This window comes from Microvirga guangxiensis, from assembly GCF_900102135.1.
In the GTDB taxonomy this organism is placed as follows: Bacteria; Pseudomonadota; Alphaproteobacteria; order Rhizobiales; family Beijerinckiaceae; genus Microvirga; species Microvirga guangxiensis.
This window is the reverse complement of record NZ_FMVJ01000006.1, coordinates 123,826-141,640: the sequence shown is the minus strand read 5'-3', so window position 1 is coordinate 141,640 and position 17,815 is coordinate 123,826. Positions and strand designations below refer to the sequence as shown.

General features: G+C 60.9%; 18 protein-coding genes and 1 tRNA gene. 5 read left to right on the top strand and 14 right to left on the bottom strand.

Annotation, left to right across the window (positions count from 1 at the left end; translation table 11 throughout):
* Positions 1-9 precede the first annotated feature (9 nt).
* On the top strand, positions 10-312 hold the full coding sequence (locus tag BLP10_RS11665; RefSeq protein WP_091134575.1) for a hypothetical protein: 303 nt from the start codon (positions 10-12) through the stop codon (positions 310-312).
* 54 nt (positions 313-366) lie between these two features.
* On the opposite strand, the gene BLP10_RS11660 is transcribed toward BLP10_RS11665, so the two are convergent.
* The 7 genes from BLP10_RS11660 to BLP10_RS22830 form a co-directional block, all read right to left on the bottom strand.
* Positions 367-441: transfer RNA gene (locus BLP10_RS11660), tRNA-Glu, on the bottom strand.
* A 79-nt stretch (positions 442-520) separates the two neighbouring features.
* Positions 521-2,332 (bottom strand): single-stranded-DNA-specific exonuclease RecJ, encoded by a 1,812-nt coding sequence (gene recJ, locus BLP10_RS11655; protein WP_091134573.1) that lies wholly within the window; start codon positions 2,330-2,332, stop codon positions 521-523.
* 27 nt (positions 2,333-2,359) lie between these two features.
* Entirely contained in the window at positions 2,360-2,800 is a 441-nt protein-coding gene (locus BLP10_RS11650) for a GNAT family N-acetyltransferase (protein WP_091134571.1), read from the bottom strand.
* 105 nt (positions 2,801-2,905) lie between these two features.
* Complete coding sequence (gene glpX, locus BLP10_RS11645) at positions 2,906-3,904, bottom strand: class II fructose-bisphosphatase (protein ID WP_091134569.1); 999 nt, start codon at positions 3,902-3,904, stop codon at positions 2,906-2,908.
* Between the two features lie 57 nt (positions 3,905-3,961).
* Positions 3,962-5,284, bottom strand: a complete 1,323-nt coding sequence (locus tag BLP10_RS11640) for a homoserine dehydrogenase (protein ID WP_091135048.1) — start codon at positions 5,282-5,284, stop codon at positions 3,962-3,964.
* A 112-nt stretch (positions 5,285-5,396) separates the two neighbouring features.
* On the bottom strand, positions 5,397-6,617 hold the full coding sequence (locus BLP10_RS11635) for an LL-diaminopimelate aminotransferase (protein WP_091134567.1): 1,221 nt from the start codon (positions 6,615-6,617) through the stop codon (positions 5,397-5,399).
* A gap of 42 nt (positions 6,618-6,659) precedes the next feature.
* Positions 6,660-7,073, bottom strand: a complete 414-nt coding sequence (locus tag BLP10_RS22830; RefSeq protein ID WP_139165481.1) for a hypothetical protein — start codon at positions 7,071-7,073, stop codon at positions 6,660-6,662.
* A 103-nt stretch (positions 7,074-7,176) separates the two neighbouring features.
* Between BLP10_RS22830 and BLP10_RS11625 the strand changes: the two genes are divergently transcribed.
* On the top strand, positions 7,177-8,982 hold the full coding sequence (locus BLP10_RS11625; protein ID WP_091134563.1) for a PHA/PHB synthase family protein: 1,806 nt from the start codon (positions 7,177-7,179) through the stop codon (positions 8,980-8,982).
* 72 nt (positions 8,983-9,054) lie between these two features.
* Here BLP10_RS11625 and BLP10_RS11620 read toward each other — a convergent pair whose 3' ends face one another.
* Complete coding sequence (locus BLP10_RS11620) at positions 9,055-10,395, bottom strand: OmpP1/FadL family transporter (RefSeq protein ID WP_091134561.1); 1,341 nt, start codon at positions 10,393-10,395, stop codon at positions 9,055-9,057.
* A 382-nt stretch (positions 10,396-10,777) separates the two neighbouring features.
* On the opposite strand from BLP10_RS11620, the gene BLP10_RS11615 reads away from it, so the two are divergent.
* On the top strand, positions 10,778-11,662 hold the full coding sequence (locus BLP10_RS11615; protein WP_091134559.1) for a fumarylacetoacetate hydrolase family protein: 885 nt from the start codon (positions 10,778-10,780) through the stop codon (positions 11,660-11,662).
* Positions 11,663-11,694: 32 nt separating this feature from the next.
* On the opposite strand, the gene argC is transcribed toward BLP10_RS11615, so the two are convergent.
* The 5 genes from argC to BLP10_RS11590 all read right to left on the bottom strand — a co-directional run bounded on the left by argC (position 11,695) and on the right by BLP10_RS11590 (position 14,714).
* A complete protein-coding gene (argC, locus tag BLP10_RS11610; protein WP_425286949.1) occupies positions 11,695-12,663 on the bottom strand; it encodes an N-acetyl-gamma-glutamyl-phosphate reductase in 969 nt (322 codons plus the stop codon).
* Between the two features lie 158 nt (positions 12,664-12,821).
* Positions 12,822-13,298, bottom strand: a complete 477-nt coding sequence (rpsI, locus tag BLP10_RS11605) for a 30S ribosomal protein S9 (RefSeq protein ID WP_091134558.1) — start codon at positions 13,296-13,298, stop codon at positions 12,822-12,824.
* A gap of 3 nt (positions 13,299-13,301) precedes the next feature.
* A complete protein-coding gene (gene rplM / locus BLP10_RS11600) occupies positions 13,302-13,766 on the bottom strand; it encodes a 50S ribosomal protein L13 (protein ID WP_091134555.1) in 465 nt (154 codons plus the stop codon).
* Between the two features lie 223 nt (positions 13,767-13,989).
* Entirely contained in the window at positions 13,990-14,286 is a 297-nt protein-coding gene (locus tag BLP10_RS11595; RefSeq protein ID WP_139165480.1) for a hypothetical protein, read from the bottom strand.
* Entirely contained in the window at positions 14,283-14,714 is a 432-nt protein-coding gene (locus BLP10_RS11590) for a PaaI family thioesterase (RefSeq protein WP_091134551.1), read from the bottom strand. Before BLP10_RS11590 ends, BLP10_RS11595 begins: the two co-directional genes overlap by 4 nt.
* A gap of 49 nt (positions 14,715-14,763) precedes the next feature.
* Here BLP10_RS11590 and BLP10_RS11585 point away from each other — a divergent pair, with 49 nt between their 5' ends.
* Both BLP10_RS11585 and BLP10_RS11580 read left to right on the top strand, forming a co-directional pair.
* On the top strand, positions 14,764-15,288 hold the full coding sequence (locus BLP10_RS11585) for a CoA-binding protein (protein ID WP_244510510.1): 525 nt from the start codon (positions 14,764-14,766) through the stop codon (positions 15,286-15,288).
* A gap of 95 nt (positions 15,289-15,383) precedes the next feature.
* On the top strand, positions 15,384-16,667 hold the full coding sequence (locus tag BLP10_RS11580) for an O-acetylhomoserine aminocarboxypropyltransferase (protein WP_091134549.1): 1,284 nt from the start codon (positions 15,384-15,386) through the stop codon (positions 16,665-16,667).
* A gap of 247 nt (positions 16,668-16,914) precedes the next feature.
* On the opposite strand, the gene BLP10_RS11575 is transcribed toward BLP10_RS11580, so the two are convergent.
* Positions 16,915-17,592 carry a ParA family protein gene (locus tag BLP10_RS11575; protein WP_091134547.1) on the bottom strand — a complete coding sequence of 226 codons (678 nt, stop codon included), beginning with the start codon at positions 17,590-17,592 and terminating at the stop codon, positions 16,915-16,917.
* Between the last annotated feature and the right edge of the window lie 223 nt (positions 17,593-17,815).

Here is a 17,815-nt window from a genome sequence, read left to right as displayed (position 1 = left end):
GGATGTGCCATGATTCACCGCCCTCTTGCCCTGCTGTCGGTCCTTGGCAGCGCCCTTCTCGTTGGATCACCCGAAGCCGGAGCCCAAGCCTCATGCGGCCCGCGGGAACAGCTCGTGAAGCTCCTGGCCGATCAATATAAGGAAGACCCTGTCGGAATCGGCCTCGCGCAGCCGGGACAGGTGCTCGAGGTTTTCGCCTCGCAAGGCGGATCCTGGTCGATGGTCATGACCATGCCGGACGGCAAGGCCTGCCTGATCGCAGCCGGTGACAACTGGGAAATGGTGACGAAGATCAAAGGCAGCCCGATCTGAGAGTGAACGCTGTCACTCATTCTGCAGTAGCGGTTTGCCGGGAAGAAAAAGAAGTGGCGCGCCCTAGGGGAATCGAACCCCTCTTTCCTGCGTGAAAGGCAGATGTCCTAACCGATAGACGAAGGGCGCGCTGGACTTCGAGGCGTTGCCGTCGAAGTGGGCGGACGTATAGACGGGATCGTGACGCACCGCAAGCGTCAGTTTTCAATTATTCAGGTCTCGCTGCATCCATTATGCGAAGCTCGGCCTTTTCATGGCCACCCCACCGGTCGATGGAAAGCGTTCCAGCCACGTGAAGAGGGCTTCCGATGGCATCGAACAGAGCATTTCCGAGGGGTTGGCCCGCTGCGCGGAAAGCGATTCCTCCAATCGTGCTGCCATCGCCGCCGCGTAGCTTCACACGCATATGCCCACCGCTGCCGACCTCCCGGGCCTCGATGACACGGTGCTGTGGAAAAACGAAGACCGGCTCCGGCTGACCTGAGCCAAAGGGCCCTGCCCGCTCCAGCGCGGTAACAAGGCCCGGCTGCGCGCCTGCTGCGGTCAGCGTGGCGTCGATGGCGAACTGATCGTTCAAACGCATGGTGCTGACAGGCTCATTGAGCTTGTCCGTCACGAAAGAGAGAAAACGGTCAAGCTCAGTCGCCATGATCGTGACGCCGGCCGCCATGGTATGGCCGCCGCCCTTGATGGCTATTCCGGCGTCTACCGCCGCGCGGACGGCAGAACCGAGATCGACACCCGGCACGGACCGGCCCGAGCCTGTCGCCGTGCCGTCAGGGTTGAGGGTGAACGCAAAAGCCGGACGGCGGAATCGCTCTTTCGTGCGGGCGGAGATCAGTCCTACGACACCCGGGTGCCATTCGGCCGATGCCGTCACCAGCACCGCCTGATCGGGCATCCGCTCCAGGGCCATCAGGGCCTGGGCCTCGGCTTCCTGGACAGCAACGACCTCAATGGCCTGCCGCTCCCGGTTCAGACGGTCGAGTTCGGCGGCGATCTGGCCAGCTTGGATGGCATCGTCCGTCAGAAGAAGGCGAGAACCGAGTGCCGCATCGCCGATCCGGCCGCCCGCATTGATGCGTGGGCCGACCAGGTAGCCGAGATGCCAGCATTCCGGCGCCCCGGCTAAGCCTGCCGTATCGAGCAATGCCGCCAAGCCGAGCCGTCGGCGGCTGCGCATGATCGCGAGGCCCTGGCGCACGAAGGCGCGGTTGAGGCCGACCAACGGGACCACATCGGCGACCGTCGCGAGCGCAACGATGTCGAGGCTTCCCATCAGGTCCGGCTCGGTGCGATTCCCGAAGAAGCCACGGGCCCGCAGGGTCCGGTTGAGGGCGACAAGGAAAAGAAACACCACGCCTGCCGCACAGAGGTGACCGAGGCCCGAAAGGTCATCCTGCCGATTCGGGTTCACGATCGCCAGCGCTTCCGGCAGCTGCTCAGGCGCTTGGTGGTGGTCGAGAACGACCGGATCCAAACCCAGGCGCTTCGCCTCGGCCAACGGCTCGATACTGGCCGTGCCGCAATCGACCGTGACCAGAATATCGCCCCCCTGCTCTTTCAGCGCGCGAATAGCATCGACGTTCGGGCCATAACCTTCCGTGATCCGGTCGGGAATATGAATGGCGTAAGAGATACCGCAGGCGCGCAGGTATTCAGCCAGCAGTGCGGCGCTGCAGGCTCCGTCCACATCGTAATCGCCGAAGATCGCCACTTTCTCGGAGCGCATCACTGCGTCCGCGAGCCGATTGGCTGCAGCTTCCATGTCTGTGAGAATATGCGGATCGGGCATCAGATCCCGCAAGCGCGGGTTGAGGAAACCTTCCGTCTCGTGAATGCCGACCCCGCGCCCTGCGAGCACACGGGCCAGGATATCGGGCACTCCATGGGTCTGGGCGATGGCGAGGGCGATCGTGCTCTGGGCGGCGCTGCAGCGCTCGACCCAAGTACGGCCCAGGGCTGACTGGGTTACGCCCAGAAACGGTTTCGGCAGGGAGATTGGCGATGATTCGGTCACGGAAACAATGTTATCTGCAAAATGTGGTCAAAACACCTTGCGGTATTGGATGAAGCCGGTGCGGGAGGCAACCTTCTCGTAGAGAGCCTGGGCATCCTTGTTGGTCTCGTGTGTGAGCCAATAGACGCGGGCAGCTCCATCGGCCTGCGCCCGTTCATAGACAGCCTCAATCAGAGCCCGACCGACGCCGCGCCCCCGCGCCTGGTCCGCCGTGAAGAGATCCTGCAAATAGCAGTAATCGGCAGTCGTCCAGGTGGAGCGGTGATAGAGGTAATGCACGATACCTACGATCTTGCCGCCGAGAACCGCCGCAAGGCCGTGCATGGGCTCTGCGGGATTGTTGAGGCGCTTCCAGGTCGCGTTCGTGACCTCGGCAGGAAGCGAGGCCTTGTAGAAGGTCAGGTAGCCCTGCCACAACGGCTCCCAAGACTCGCGGTCTCCAGGAATAAATGGACGAATTTCGATCATGACGCAGGTACCTAACAATAGAGTGTCTCATCCTGACAGGAGAGTGATCCAAAACGCAAATGGCCGGGACGAACCCGGCCATAAGAGATTCTATTATAACAGCGATCAGTCGAGGTGGAACTTCGACAGCTCGCGGTGCTCGCCGTAGATACGGCGTACGGTGCCGGTGGCGGAGCGGTAAACTACCGTCTCGGTGGTGATTACGTCCTTGCCGAAATGAACGCCCTTCAGGAGCCCGCCGTCGGTCACGCCAGTGGCGGCAACGATCACGTCGCCACGGGCGAGGTCCGTCACGTCGTACTTCTTGTTGGGGTCGGTCACCCCCATCTGGAGCGCGCGGGAGCGCTTCTCTTCCGTGTCGAGGATGAGACGGCCCTGCATCTGGCCGCCGATGCAACGCAGCGCGCCAGCAGCAAGCACGCCCTCAGGGGCAGCGCCGATGCCGAGATAAAGATCGATGCCGGTGTCAGCAGGCTTCGTCGTGAAGATCACACCGGCCACGTCACCGTCGGTGATGAGGCGAACGCCCGCACCCGTCTTGCGGATCGCAGCAATGAGTTCCGCATGGCGCGGACGGTCGAGGACAAGGCAGTTGATCTCGTTCGGCTTCACGCCCTTCGCCTTGGCGAGGGCATGAATGTTGTCCTCGGGCGAGGCATCAAGATCGACGACACCGGTGGGATAGCCGGGGCCGACGGCGATCTTGTGCATGTAGACGTCGGGAGCAGCCAGCAGCGTGCCGGACTCGGCCATGGCCATCACAGCGATGGAGCCCGGCATGTCCTTGGCGCAGAGCGTGGTGCCTTCCAGCGGGTCGACGGCGATGTCGACCTTCGGCCCCTGCTTGTTGCCAACCTTCTCGCCGATGAAGAGCATGGGCGCCTCGTCGCGTTCGCCCTCGCCGATCACCACCGTGCCGTCGATCGGGAGCTTGTTGAGCTCGCGGCGCATGGCGTCCACGGCTGCCTGGTCTGCAGCCTTCTCGTTGCCGCGCCCGCGCAGTCTGGCGGAAGCCACAGCCGCGCGCTCAGTGACGCGGACGAGCTCCAAGGTCAGGATGCGCTCGATGATTTGCCCCGGTTGGACGGTAATGCCTTGCGACATGGACGTGTCGTCTCCCTCTTGAAGGTGGTCGGCGGGTATTTCGTGCCCGCCAGATGATTAATCGCGTTCGATGCGGATGACTTGGGGCGGCTCGGCGATAAGACCATCCCTCGAGATCTTTTCCACCGCCGAACGGATGGATGCCTCCGTCGCCGCGTAGGTGATGAGAACCAGGGACACCGGCGCACCCGAACGGCCGTGAGGATCCTGCGTCGCTGCGATTTCCGAGCGCTTCTGCAGGATGCTTTCCAGGGAGATGTCCTCTTCTGCCATGCGGGTCGCAACACCGGCTGCGACGCCCGGACGGTCGTGGACTGTCAGGCGAATGTAATAGCCGCCCTCATGGCGCTGCATGGGCGCGCGAGGGGCTTTCTCCAGCTGGTCGACAGGCTTGCCGAAGAGCGGCTGCGCGACGCCTGCTGCCAGATCGGCAATGTCTGCCACCACGGCGGAAGCGGTGGCGTCGCCCCCTGCTCCGGGACCGATGAGTGTCAGCTCACGCACGGCATCCGCGTCGATGGTCACAGCATTCGTCACGCCCATGACCTGAGCGATGGACGAGGTGCGCGGCACCATGGTGGGATGCACCCGCTGCTCGATACCGGTATCCGTGCGCTCAGCGACACCGAGCAGCTTGATCCGGAAGCCCAGTTCCTTCGCCATCGCGAGGTCGAGCGGGGTAATGGAGGAAATTCCCTCCACATAGATCGCTTCGGCATCGATCTCGGTGCCGAAGGCAAGGCTCGTGAGAATCGCGAGCTTATGGGCGGTGTCGAAGCCTTCCACGTCGAAAGTGGGGTCGGCCTCCGCATAGCCGAGGCGTTGAGCGTCCTTCAGGCATTCCTGGAAGGTGAGCCCTTCAAGCTCCATGCGGGAAAGGATGTAGTTACAGGTTCCGTTGAGGATCCCGTACAGGCGTGAGACTTCGTTGCCCGGCAGGGCCTCGCGCAAGGTCTTGATGATCGGGATGCCGCCGGCGACCGATGCCTCGAAGGAAATGGACACGCCCTTGCTCTCGGCGAGCTTCGCCAGCGCCAAACCGTGCTTGGCGAGCAGAGCCTTGTTGGCGGTAACCACATGCCTGCCATGGGACAGAGCCGTCTGAACCACTTCGAAAGCGGCTCCGTCCGCACCGCCCACCAATTCGACCACGCAGTCCACATCCGCCGAGCGGGCAAGATCCACTGGATCGTCAAACCAGGTGAAGGGTGAGAGGTCGATGCCGCGGTCCTTGGCCTTGTCGCGGGCAGAAACGGCCATGACCTCGACAGAACGCCCGCCCCTCTGCGTCACAGTCTCGTTCCGGCGCTCGAGAATCCGAATAACCGAAGCGCCAACAGTACCGAGGCCGGCGATGCCCACCTTGAGAGGACGTGTCACGGACAAAAGCTCCCTGTAAAACCGGGTTGCTCTTTACGACTGCCAAGCTCCCATGTCCATGCGGACGCGGAAACTTGGGCTGAGATACGGGCTCCGCCGCGCTTTAGGGGCCTTAGCCCCGGCGTGCCAACGGCACGACGTTGTGTAGGGTATGGTCAGCGCTGTCGAAGAATTTGCGGATATTGCGCGCCGCCTGGCGGATGCGCTGCTCGTTCTCCACAAGGGCGATACGAACATAATCGTCGCCGTGCTCGCCGAAGCCGATACCGGGAGCGACCGCGACATCAGCCTTTTCCACCAGGAGCTTGGAGAATTCCAGGCTCCCCATGCTCCGGAACTTCTCCGGGATCTGGACCCAGGCGAACATGGAAGCGCTAGGGGCCGGAATGGACCAGCCCGCCTTCTCGAAGGCGTCCACCATCACATCGCGGCGCTTCTTGTAGGTGGCGCGCATCTCGCGGATGCAGTCGTCTGGACCATTGAGGGCCGCGGTCGCCGCCACCTGAACAGGGGTGAAGGCACCGTAATCGAGATAGGACTTTACGCGGGCGAGCGCAGCGAGCAGCCGCTCGTTGCCGACGGCGAAGCCGATGCGCCAACCGGCCATGGAGAAGGTCTTCGACATGGAGGTGAACTCCACGGCGACGTCGATGGCGCCAGGTACCTGAAGGATCGACGGCGGCGGATTATTTTCATCGAAGTAGACTTCCGAATAGGCGAGATCCGACAGCAGGATCAGCTCATGCTTTTTCGCGAAAGCCACAAGGTCCCGGTAGAAATCGAGGGAAGCCACGTAGGCCGTGGGGTTCGACGGGTAGCAGACCACAAGCGCTACGGGCTTGGGGATCGAGTGCATCACGGCGCGCTCGGCAGCCACGAAGAAATCCGGGGTCGGCTCGGCGGGAACCGAACGGATCACGCCACCGGCCATGAGGAAGCCGAAGGCATGAATCGGGTAGCTGGGGTTGGGGACGAGGATCACGTCCCCGGGCTCCGTGATGGCCTGCGCCATGTTGGCGAAGCCTTCCTTGGAGCCGAGGGTGGCCACCACCTGCGTCTCGGGGTTGAGCTTCACGCCGAAGCGGCGCTCATAATAGCCGGCCTGGGCGCGGCGCAGACCGCCGATGCCCTTGGACGCCGAGTAGCGGTCCGTACGCGGCTTGCCCACCGTCTCCACCAGCTTGTCGATCACATGCTGCGGAGCCTGCAGGTCCGGGTTGCCCATGCCGAGATCGATAATGTCCGCTCCATTCGCACGGGCGGCTGCCTTAATGCGGTTGACCTGCTCGAAGACATAAGGCGGAAGGCGCTTGATGCGGTAGAAATTAGACATTGTTCTGTCCTCGAGCGGATTTGGATGAATCCGGTATAGATTCTAGCGATTGGTATTGGAATTCGTCTTCTGGCGTGGCCTCTGCGGCGTGTTGACCGGCATCTTGATCGGCTCCGGCGGCGGCGTTCCACCTAAACGGGCCGCAGCCGCTCCGGCGGATTCGTTGCGGGCGCGCAGGGCATCGAGCTCGGATTCGGCTGCCTTGATCTCGTCAGGGCTCCTTGCCGGCGTGGGCCGCCCTTCGACAGGCGTTCCAATCGGCATGTAATCCAGGCTCTGCGGGCGCGACTGGGCTACGAAGTCTGGTGTCGGAGCAGTCTTGGGACCTGCCCCCACCGCAGTCGCAATATCGCGGACCGGATTGGAACCACCTGCGCAGGCTGTGACGTTAGCAGCAACCAGCACGGCCATGATCAAAGCCGGTGCGCGGGATGCCGTCGGAAACTGAATACGCATTGTCGCTAACCTAAGAGAATAACTGCACAGATCGTGGATCGAGCGCTAAGATGCTCGAAATGCTCACCCTGGGCAATGCCGCGAGATAGAGGGAGATCGCCTTATGGACAAGCCATACGGTGAAGAGAAGACCCAGTCTTCAGCTCCAGACTTCGAGGAGCTCTCGCGCAATATGGCCCGTTTTTTCGAGGGGGCGACCAAGGCAACGGCCGCCTATCTCAAGCCGCTGGAAGAGCGGGGCTCCCCTCCGGAGATGGCAAACGACGCCTCGGAGGCGATCAGGACTCTGGGGCGCGTGGCCGAAACCTGGATGAGCGACCCTCAGAAGTCTCTCGAAGCGCAAACGCGCCTCGGCTCTCAATTCCTCGACCTCTGGGCATCGACCCTCAAGAAAGCCCAGGGCGAGCCTGTCGAGCCCGTTGCGGAGCCCGAGGCCAAGGATACCCGCTTCAAAGACCCGGAATGGTCAGAGAATCCCGTCTTCGACTTTCTCAAGCAGGCCTACCTGATTTCCTCCCGCTGGGCGGAGGACATGGTGGAGGAGGCCGACGGCCTCGACGAACGGACGAGGCATAAGGCGCAATTCTACATCAAGCAGATTTCCAGCGCCCTATCGCCCTCGAACTTCCTGCTGACCAACCCCGAACTGATCCGCGAGACGATCAAGGAGAACGGTGCGAACCTCGCACGCGGTATGGCGATGCTGGCTGAGGACATTCAGGCCGGACGAGGCGAGCTCAAGATCCGTCAGACCGATCCCAGCAATTTCAAGGTCGGGGTGAACATTGCCACGACCCCTGGCAAGGTCATCTTCCGCAACGACCTGATTGAGCTGATCCAATACGCGCCCACGACCGAGAAGGTGCTCAAGCGCCCGTTGCTGATCGTGCCGCCCTGGATCAACAAGTACTACATTCTCGATCTGAACCCGGAAAAGAGCTTCATCCGCTGGGCCGTTGCGCAGGGGCTCACCGTCTTCTGCATCTCTTGGGTCAACCCTGCAGAGCAGCATGCCGAGAAGGGTTTCGAGCACTATATGACCGATGGCATCTTCGCGGCGCTCGATGCCATCGAGCAGTCAACGGGCGAGAAAAAGGTGACGGCCATCGGCTATTGCGTCGGCGGCACGCTGCTTGCGGTCACCATGGCGTACATGGCGGCAAAGCGCGACAAGCGCATCGACAGCGCCACCTTCTTCACCGCGCAGGTGGACTTCACCCATGCGGGCGACCTGAAGGTGTTCGCTGACGAAGAGCAGATCCGCACCGTCGAAGCCGAGATGAAGAAGCGCGGGTATCTCGACGGCTCAAAGATGGCCAACGCCTTCAACATGCTGCGGCCCACGGACCTGATCTGGTCGAATGTGGTGAATGTCTACATGAAGGGTCGGGCGCCCACGGCTTTCGATCTGCTCTACTGGAACTCCGACTCCACGCGCATGCCTGCAGCTAACCATGCGTTCTATCTGCGCAACTGCTACCTTGAGAACAAGCTCGCCAAGGGCGAGATGGAGCTTGCCGGCATGAAGCTCGATCTGAAGAAGATCAAAGCTCCTATCTTCAATCTTGCCACCAAGGAAGACCATATCGCCCCTGCCCGCTCGGTATTCGTCGGCTCGCAGATGTTTGGAGGTCCGGTCGATTTCGTGCTTGCAGGCTCAGGCCATATCGCAGGCGTCGTGAACTCGACCACCAAGCCGAAATATCAGTTCTGGACGGGCGGTCCCGCTGAGGGCGAGCTGGAAGAGTGGATGTCCAAGGCCAAGGAGACGACGGGTTCCTGGTGGCCCTATTGGTTTTCATGGATCGAGAACCAGGCGCCGAAGAAAGTGCCTGCGAGGGAGCCTGGCGGCGGGAAACTCGAACCTCTCTGCGATGCGCCGGGGACTTACGTGCTTGCACGGGCTTAGAAGCGGACCTCGCAAGCCCCAACGAAAAAGGCCGGCGTTTCCGCCGGCCTTTTTGCTGTGAACCTTCCGGTCTCAGTACTTGCGAACGATCGGAGCGGCCGGGATGGCGACCTTCGGGTCGTCCCAACGATAGCGCAGGCCCACCGACACGATGTCGACGCTGGCGTCGACATCAGCCACGAAGGGCAACCCTGCGAAATCCTGATGACCCTGCACGATGCGGATGTCGGTTTCCTTGGCGAAGATGTGGGTATAGGAGAGGTCGAACGACAGCTTGTCGCTCCACTGATAGCCAACACCGAGCGAAGCCCAGATGCGGTCATTGTCCGGCAGGCGGGTGGAACGGATTTCCGTGTCGATCGGCGACTGCTCATAGGCCAAGCCGGCGCGCACGGTCCACTGATTGTTCAGCTTGTAGTCCATACCCAGCGAATAGAAGAAACCATCTTCGTAGTTGAGCGGAAGGTCCTGAACGACGGCTCCCGTATTCGCATTCGTGACGAGCGGGGTCTTAAGCACGCTCCAGTTCGTCCACTCGAAGCCGAGATGAACGGTCATGGCTGGCGAGATCACCTGCGACAGACCGACAGTAACTTGGTCGGGGGTCCGGAGGGATGCCTCGATCGGAGTGCGGATCGCGATCGGAGCAACAGCGCCAGCGGGAAGCGTGAAGTCGCCTTCGAGGCTATGCGAAATCGCCGAACGGTAACCGATACCGATGGTCGTTCCGGCGACCGGCGTCAGGGTCAAACCTGCCGTAAAGCCGAAGCCGACATCGTCACCATCGAGAATGCCGCTCGGCTGACCGGGGCGCACGACGGTGCCAGGCACAGACAGAGGCGTCGGGACAGCGCTCTTGAGGCGAATGTCGAAATACTGCAGCGACGGACCGGCAGCGACCGACAGCCAATTGTTCACCTTGAAGCCGATGACCGGGTTGATGTTCAGCGAGAAGATCTTCGAGGAGCGGGAGTAGGCCTGACCGGCCCAGTTCTCGCGAGGATCGGTCACGAGACCGTAGGGTGAGGAGCTGGACAGACCGATCCAGAGCCGGTCGTTGATCTGGTAGGAGCCGTAGCCGGCGGGCACGAGGGCGTCCTGACCGATATCGCCGGAAGCGCCGAAAATGGCGGTTGGCGTCAGGAACGGGTTCGGATCGATCTCAACGCGCGGAATGATCAGCGAAAGATGCGACTCGCTCATCCAACCCGGCATCATCGTGATGACCGCGGGGTTCCAGAACATCGAGGAGAGATAGCCCGAGCCGGATGCGGCACCCGCGAACGAGTAGCCCTGAGCGGTGGCGCTCTGCTCACGGATCGCAAAACCGCCAGCCTGCGCGCCACTTTGGGCGGCGATGAGAGCGGCGAAAGAGACCGCAGCGAGGGACAAAGAACGATGGAGACGGCTCATGTGAAGCTTCCTGCCCTTATTTTGATTTGTTGCGGGGACCCCGCATTAAGGACACTGTGCCAATGCTTTATTTTTGCTGCAATGACCTTATGAAAGTTCCATCACCCCGCGAGCAAAACTGGATACTTACCTAAGTTGCTCACTTTTACTTTGGGTATTGAAAGTCAAATTAAGCAACTTGCATCCAATACATATGGTTCACATGTAAACCAATGTATAAGCCGCACCAAAATGCAATTATGCTGCATCTGCTCTCCCGCGATAAATGACGCTCTTTCTCCACTCTCGTGGCATAACGGCAACATATCTGGACTCAGAAAGTGCATTGTAGGCAGGCGTGAATGTGGCAAATAGAAGCCTGCCGTAACGAGAGGATCGCTTGATGAAGTTGGTGAGATTTGGAGAGGCTGGTCAGGAAAAGCCGGGAATCATCGACAACCAGGGAGAGGTTCGCGACCTCTCGGGGGTCGTCGCTGATATTACAGGCGCCACCCTGTCTCCGGACAGCTTGGCCCGCCTCCGGGATATCGATCCCAGCACGCTTCCGTCAGTTCCTTCAGGCCAGCGCCTTGGTTCCTGTGTAGGCCAGGTCCGCAACTTCATCGCGATCGGCCTTAACTATGCCGATCATGCCGCCGAAACCGGCGCGCCGATCCCGGCGGAGCCCATTGTCTTCAACAAGGCGCCCTCGTGCATTGTGGGCCCGAACGACGATGTTGTTATTCCGCGCGGTTCCCAGAAGACCGATTGGGAGGTCGAGCTTGCCATCGTGATCGGCTCGAAGGCCTCCTATGTTGGAGCCAATGAGGCCCTTGAATTCGTCGCGGGCTACTGCGTCTGCAACGACGTCTCGGAGCGTGAATTCCAGCTCGAGCGCGGCGGCACCTGGAGCAAGGGCAAGGGCTGCCCGACCTTCGGCCCTCTCGGCCCTTGGCTCGTGACCAAGGACGAGATCCCGGACGCCCAGAATCTCTCCATGTGGCTCGATGTGAATGGCGAGCGCATGCAGAACGGCTCCACCAAGACCATGATCTTCAACGTGGCGCAGATCGTTTCCTACGTCTCGCACTTCATGATCCTCGAGCCGGGCGACGTGATCACCACTGGCACGCCTCCCGGCGTCGGCATGGCCCTCAAGCCGCCGCGCTATCTCAAGCCCGGCGACGTGGTGAGCCTCGGCATCGAGGGCCTTGGCGAGCAGCACCAGCGTTTCGTGGCTTTCGAAGAGAAAGCGCTGGACACGAGCAAGGGCCGTCAAGGCCATTAACAAAAAGGCCTCCTGAGTGGAGGCCTTTTTATTTACGCCAATCCAAGCATGAGCTGGATGTTCTGCACGGCCGCGCCCGAAGCGCCCTTCCCGAGATTGTCGAGGCGCGCCACCAGCACGGCGTGATTGTAGCTGTCGTGCTGGAAGACGAAGAGTTCCAAGCGATCGGTATCGTTGAGCGCCTCGGGCTCGATGCGCTCTATCTTCTTGCCCTCCGAAACTGTCGGGACGACATTGACCAAGCCTCCGCCCCGGTAGCGCTCCATCAACGCCTTCTCCAGATCGGCGGCTTTCGGCTTGCCCGGAAGCATATCGAGGTGAAGCGGGATGCTTACCAGCATGCCCTGCCGGAAATTGCCCACGGACGGAATGAAGATCGGCCGACGGGTCAGGCCGGTGTATTTCTGCAGCTCAGGCACGTGCTTGTGTTCGAAGCCGAGGCCGTAGAGTTCGAAGGCGGGAGCCGTGCCTGCCTCGTAGGCCTCGATCATGGAGCGACCGCCACCGCTATAGCCGCTCACGGCGTTCACGCTGATCGGATAATCGGTTGGGATGAGGCCCGCATCGACCAGCGGCCGCAACAGCGCAATGGCGCCTGTGGGATAGCAGCCCGGATTGGCAACCCGGTCAGCCGTCGAGACAGCCTGCTTCTGCTCAGGAGCCAGTTCCGCGAAGCCGTAAGCCCATCCGGAAGCGACTCGGTGCGCCGTGCTGGCATCGAGGATCTTCGGCTTCTTGCCATTGAGGCCGTCGACCAGAGACACCGTCTCGCGCGCAGCGTCATCGTGCAGACAGAGCACGACAAGATCGACATCGGCGAGAATTTCGCGCTTGGCCTCCGGGTCCTTGCGGCGAGCCGGATCGATACTGCGGATCGCGACGCCATTCACATCCGTGAGGCGCTCGCGGATGCCGAGGCCCGTCGTGCCTGCCTCGCCGTCGATGAAGACGGTTTTCGTGGCCTGCGAGAGGTCTGCAGAATTCTGGGTCATGGTTGTCATGGTCGATACGCTCCACCTTTGGCCGCCGATGGGTTCAGTCACATATAACCGATTTAGCTCTGAGCAAAGGACGACCGCATCAACCGCGTTCCCCTCTGTCGCAAACAAAAAGGGCGGCCCGAGAGCCGCCCTTTTCGAAAACCATAGCCTGGAAGCGATTAGCGCTTCGAGAACTGGAAGCTGCGGCGGGCCTTGGCCTTGCCGTACTTCTTACGCTCGACGACGCGCGGATCGCGGGTCAGGAAGCCTTCCTTCTTGAGCGGGCCGCGAAGCTCCGGCTCGTAGTAGGTCAGCGCCTTGGCGAGGCCGTGACGGACCGCGCCGGCTTGGCCGGAGAGGCCACCGCCGTTGACGTTCACGACGATGTCGTACTGGCCTTCGCGCTGAGCGATCTGCAGCGGCTGCGACAGGATCAGGCGGAGGACCGGACGAGCGAAGTAAACTTCGACAGCGCGGTCGTTGATGACGATCTTGCCGGAACCGGGCTTGATCCACACGCGGGCGACAGCGTCCTTACGCTTGCCGGTGGCGTAAGCGCGACCCAGGGAGTCGAGCTTCTGGACGTGCTTCGGAGCTTCCGGAGCGGCGTTCTGGGTGTTGGTGCCCAGATCGGCGAGAGACTGAAGGGTCGCCATGGATTAGGCCCTCACGTTCTTGGCATTGAGGGAACCGACGTCCAGGACTTCCGGCTGCTGAGCGGTATGAGGATGCTCAGCGCCGCCGTAGACGCGCAGGTTGCCCATGATCTGGCGGAAAAGCGGGCCGCGGGGGAGCATGCGCTCCACAGCCTTCTCGACGACGCGCTCAGGGAAGCGGCCCTCAAGAATGAAGCGCGCGGTGCGCTCCTTGATACCGCCCGGATAGCCGGTGTGGTGATAGTACACCTTCTGCTCGCGCTTGCGGCCGGTGAACACCACCTTATCGGCGTTGATGACGATGACGTTGTCGCCGCAGTCGACGTGGGGCGTGTAGCTTGCCTTGTGCTTACCGCGCAGGCGCATCGCAACGACCGAAGCAAGGCGGCCTACCACGAGGCCCGTTGCGTCGATCACAACCCACTTCTTCTCGACCTCGGCGGGCTTCAGCGAAGTCGTAGTCTTCATTGCGCTGGTTCCCGTTGAGAGCCCTATCGGGCTCAGGTTCTGAAAAACGACAAACCGCCGCGAGATGCGGCGGCGAGTGAGAGGGTGTTTAGTGAGTTTAACGCCCCAAGTCAACAGACTTTGACACACAAGGAATTCAATAAAACACGAATAATATCAGTTACTTGAACCATATAGGTACCTGTATACCACATAAACTGTATTCAGATACCACATTTGCATTTCAGAGTTCAGCGCACTCCGGCAGCTTCCGCATTGCCGATAGCAACGAGACGCTTTGCCGAGGATTCAAGGTCGCCTCGTTGGCACACATGGTCATGGCACGGCATGCGGCTTTGGGCTCGGACGGCCAAGGCAGAGACCCGGCAATCGCCTCAATGCATTTCGCATGTGCGTTCTTAGCTTCCCAAGGCATTCTCTCAGGAATCAAAAGCGGGCCAAGCCACGCATAGCCTGCAAAGGCGAGCAGAGAACCAACAATAATGCTCCAGCCAACGAGGTATTTGAGCGGCATCTTCATGAGGGAATCGAATACGTGCCTGTGGCATGACAAACCACGTCGGCGCGGCCTTCCGAGTAGATCGACACCTCCCCTACTGCGAGGCGCTTGCCCAGCTTCAGCAGCCTGCACTCACCGATGAGGTCGCGTGCCTCCGGCTTACGCAAGAAGTTGAAGCTGAGACTGGTCGTAACGGCGAGCGCTACCGGACCGATATGGGCGAGGATTGCGGCATAGAGCGCGACATCGGCTAGCGCCATCATGGATGGTCCCGAGATGGTGCCGCCCGGCCGCAGGTGCCGCTCGTGATAAGTCATCCGCATGCGAGCCGAGAGCGGCCCGACCTCCTCGATGAAGTAAGTCTGTCCGCCAATGTGCAGCTGAGGAAACTCCCGATCCAGGAACGCAGCCAGATCGTCCTTGGTCATGATCGGGTGATGGAATGCCATGCGTCAAATGCCCGTTGAACTGCCCTGCCCTATCCCATACGTTCTCGCCATGGATCACAGCAATTACCCGAACGATTATATCCGCGGCATTCTCAACAGCGTGAAGACCATCGCGCTCGTAGGTGCTTCAGCGAATTCCGCCCGCCCGAGCTGGATCGTCACCAAGTACCTCTTGGAACGGGGCTATGACGTGATTCCAGTCAATCCGGGCCTCGCAGGCGGGGAACTGCTGGGCAAAACGGTGTATGGATCGCTGGCCGAGGTGCCGGGCCCTATCGATATGGTCGAGATCTTCCGCAACTCGGAAGCCGCCGGGCCTATCACGGACGAGGCGCTCGCCCTTGCTCCCCTCCCAAAGGTAATCTGGATGCAGCTCTCCGTGCGCAACGAAGAAGCTGCCGCCAAAGCCGAGGCCAAGGGAATCAAGGTCGTGATGGATCGTTGTCCCAAAATCGAATTCGGTCGCCTCTCAGGCGAGATTTCTTGGCAGGGCGTGAACTCGCGGATGCTCAGCTCGAAGAAACCGGTCCTTTCCGGCAAGGGCTTCCAGAAGCTGGGCCTTAATCGCCCATAAGTCTTAAGCGGGGCCCTCAACACCTCCTTGACCCGACGAACGTTTCGTTCTTTAAAGAGAACACAACGTTACTGTTAAGGAAAAGGGCTCCCGCCATGTCTGATCGTTTGCCAGGCTTCAACACGCTTGCCATCCATGCGGGGGCAGCCCCCGATGCTGCGACGGGCGCTCGGGCGACGCCGATCTATCAAACGACCTCGTTCGTGTTCGACGACGTCGATCATGCCGCTTCCCTGTTCGGCCTGCAGGCCTTCGGCAACATCTATTCGCGCATCGGCAACCCGACCTGCTCCGTCCTGGAAGAGCGCGTGGCCGCCCTCGAAGGCGGGACGGCAGCATTGGCAGTCGCATCGGGGCACGCAGCGGAATTCCTGACGTTTCACACGCTGCTTCAGCCGGGCGATGAATTCATCGCGGCCCGCAAGCTCTATGGCGGTTCGATCAACCAGTTCAATCACGCCTATAAGAACTTCGGCTGGAACGTGGTCTGGGCCGATTCCGACGATCCTTCGTCCTTCGAGGCTGCCATTACCCCGCGTACCAAGGCGATTTTTGTCGAGTCCATCGCGAATCCAGGCGGCGTGATCGTCGACCTTCAGGCGATCGCCGCCATCGCCAAGAAGCATCGCATTCCGTTCATCGTCGATAACACGATGGCTTCGCCTTACCTGATCCGTCCGTTCGAGCACGGTGCCGACATCATCGTGCACTCGGCCACCAAGTTCCTGGGCGGTCACGGCAACTCGGTCGGCGGCTTGATCGTGGATGGCGGCTCGTTCAATTTCGCAGGAGACGACCGTTATCCCATGCTGTCCAAGCCGCGTCCGGAATACGGCGGGATGGTGCTGGGCGAAACCTTCGGCAATTTCGGCTTCGCCATTGCCTGCCGCGTACTCGGCCTGCGCGACCTCGGCCCCGCCCTATCCCCGTTCAACGCCTTCCTGATCCTCAACGGCATCGAAACCCTGCCGCTTCGCATGCAGCGCCATTCGGATAATGCCTTGGCTGTTGCCGAACATCTCGCCAACCACAGCAAGGTATCCTGGGTCAGCTATCCCGGCCTGCGCTCCGACCGCTATCATAACCTTGCCAAGCAATACTGCCCGAAAGGCGCTGGAGCCGTCTTCACCTTCGGCCTGAAGGACGGCTACGAGGCGGGAGTGAAGCTGGTTTCGAACCTCAAGCTGTTCTCGCACCTCGCCAATATCGGCGATACGCGCTCTCTGGTGATCCACCCCGCCTCCACCACTCATCGCCAGCTTACGGACGAGCAGAAGACCCAGGCCGGTGCAGGCCCCGAGGTGGTGCGCCTCTCCATCGGCCTTGAGGACACGGACGACCTGATCGAAGATCTCAACCAAGCCCTGGATGCGGCGTAAGCCCTCCTCCAACAGGAACACGTCATGCCCGGCCTAGCGCCGGGCATTTATTTCAGTCACTGCCAGCCGAAATCAAACTGCCGCCGTCTGAAATGCTTCCACGCAATCTTGCCTATACAGGGGTGGCTTCCCGGAGTTTCCAAAGCCATTCCCACAAGGAGCGAGTTCGGCACGTGCCAAGCCAGCACAGGCAATAAAAAAGGCGGCCTGAAGCCGCCTTTTTCTCATTCGGAAAACTGTCGGCTCGTTACGCAGCGCGCGAGGAGCCGCCGGCCTTCTTGTAGGTGTTGTGAATGGCATTGAGAGAACGCTCAAGAGCCGTCCAAAGACGTCCGATTTCCTCGGCGCCTTGAGAATTGGGCTTGTACTCCCGTGCGCCTTCGCCGGTTGCGAGGGACAACGTGAGTTCAGGGCGGTGGGTGATCTGACCGGCCCATACAGGCACCTGCAAGGCATTGAGCGCACCGCGGGCATCGGCCACGACTGGATCTTCCTTGTCGCCGTGCTTAGCCGGGGCCGCGTTGATCACCGCAGCATAGGGCTTACGCATCTCACGCGCGAACTGGACCGTATCCTGCAAAGCCGCGATGTCGAACAGGCTCGCGCGAGCTGGGATGATGACGAGGGTCGCGTGCTTGATGGCTTCGGCAACGATTGGCGACTTGTTGGGAGGAGTGTCGATGAGAACCCACTCGTAACCGTCACGCTTGGCGTCCCGCAGCGCATCGCCGAGATTGCGCACATTGTGCTTCAGGCCAAGATACTCCTGATCGCGAATCTTGTGCCAGAGAGAAAGGGACCCTTGCGGATCGTTGTCGATCAGCAGCGTCTTGCGGGACGGATTGGCAATATAGCTCGCGAGATGTGCAGCGAGCGTGCTCTTACCCGAGCCGCCTTTCCGCGAAGCAAAGACCAGCACATTCATGCCTGACTCCTCATAAGCCGTTTCCTGAAGCCCGCCGCCCTCTGCTTAACGCGAGCTTAATATTGTTCATCTGTAGCAGAACAAGACCTGATTTCCTAACTCGACCTTCGATCACTCTGTGCATATCCCCAAGCAGTGAGTGCGTTTTTGCTCAGAAAATGCTTCCGCAAGGGCAGGAAGATAGACCCTTCAACTGCATCATTCCGCTGGTCCAGCAATGGAG

Coding starts and splice junctions, on each gene's coding strand:
- BLP10_RS22830 (WP_139165481.1), bottom strand. CDS start 7,073: ATGCGTATTCAGTTTCCGACGGCATCCCGCGCACCGGCTTTGATCATG.
- BLP10_RS11590 (WP_091134551.1), bottom strand. CDS start 14,714: ATGGCATTCCATCACCCGATCATGACCAAGGACGATCTGGCTGCGTTC.
- BLP10_RS11635 (WP_091134567.1), bottom strand. CDS start 6,617: ATGTCTAATTTCTACCGCATCAAGCGCCTTCCGCCTTATGTCTTCGAG.
- BLP10_RS11575 (WP_091134547.1), bottom strand. CDS start 17,592: ATGAATGTGCTGGTCTTTGCTTCGCGGAAAGGCGGCTCGGGTAAGAGC.
- BLP10_RS11615 (WP_091134559.1), top strand. CDS start 10,778: ATGAAGTTGGTGAGATTTGGAGAGGCTGGTCAGGAAAAGCCGGGAATC.
- BLP10_RS11625 (WP_091134563.1), top strand. CDS start 7,177: ATGGACAAGCCATACGGTGAAGAGAAGACCCAGTCTTCAGCTCCAGAC.
- BLP10_RS11620 (WP_091134561.1), bottom strand. CDS start 10,395: ATGAGCCGTCTCCATCGTTCTTTGTCCCTCGCTGCGGTCTCTTTCGCC.
- BLP10_RS11595 (WP_139165480.1), bottom strand. CDS start 14,286: ATGAAGATGCCGCTCAAATACCTCGTTGGCTGGAGCATTATTGTTGGT.
- BLP10_RS11580 (WP_091134549.1), top strand. CDS start 15,384: ATGTCTGATCGTTTGCCAGGCTTCAACACGCTTGCCATCCATGCGGGG.
- BLP10_RS11585 (WP_244510510.1), top strand. CDS start 14,764: ATGGATCACAGCAATTACCCGAACGATTATATCCGCGGCATTCTCAAC.
- BLP10_RS11650 (WP_091134571.1), bottom strand. CDS start 2,800: ATGATCGAAATTCGTCCATTTATTCCTGGAGACCGCGAGTCTTGGGAG.
- argC (WP_425286949.1), bottom strand. CDS start 12,663: ATGACAACCATGACCCAGAATTCTGCAGACCTCTCGCAGGCCACGAAA.
- BLP10_RS11665 (WP_091134575.1), top strand. CDS start 10: ATGATTCACCGCCCTCTTGCCCTGCTGTCGGTCCTTGGCAGCGCCCTT.
- rpsI (WP_091134558.1), bottom strand. CDS start 13,298: ATGGCGACCCTTCAGTCTCTCGCCGATCTGGGCACCAACACCCAGAAC.
- rplM (WP_091134555.1), bottom strand. CDS start 13,766: ATGAAGACTACGACTTCGCTGAAGCCCGCCGAGGTCGAGAAGAAGTGG.
- glpX (WP_091134569.1), bottom strand. CDS start 3,904: ATGTCGCAAGGCATTACCGTCCAACCGGGGCAAATCATCGAGCGCATC.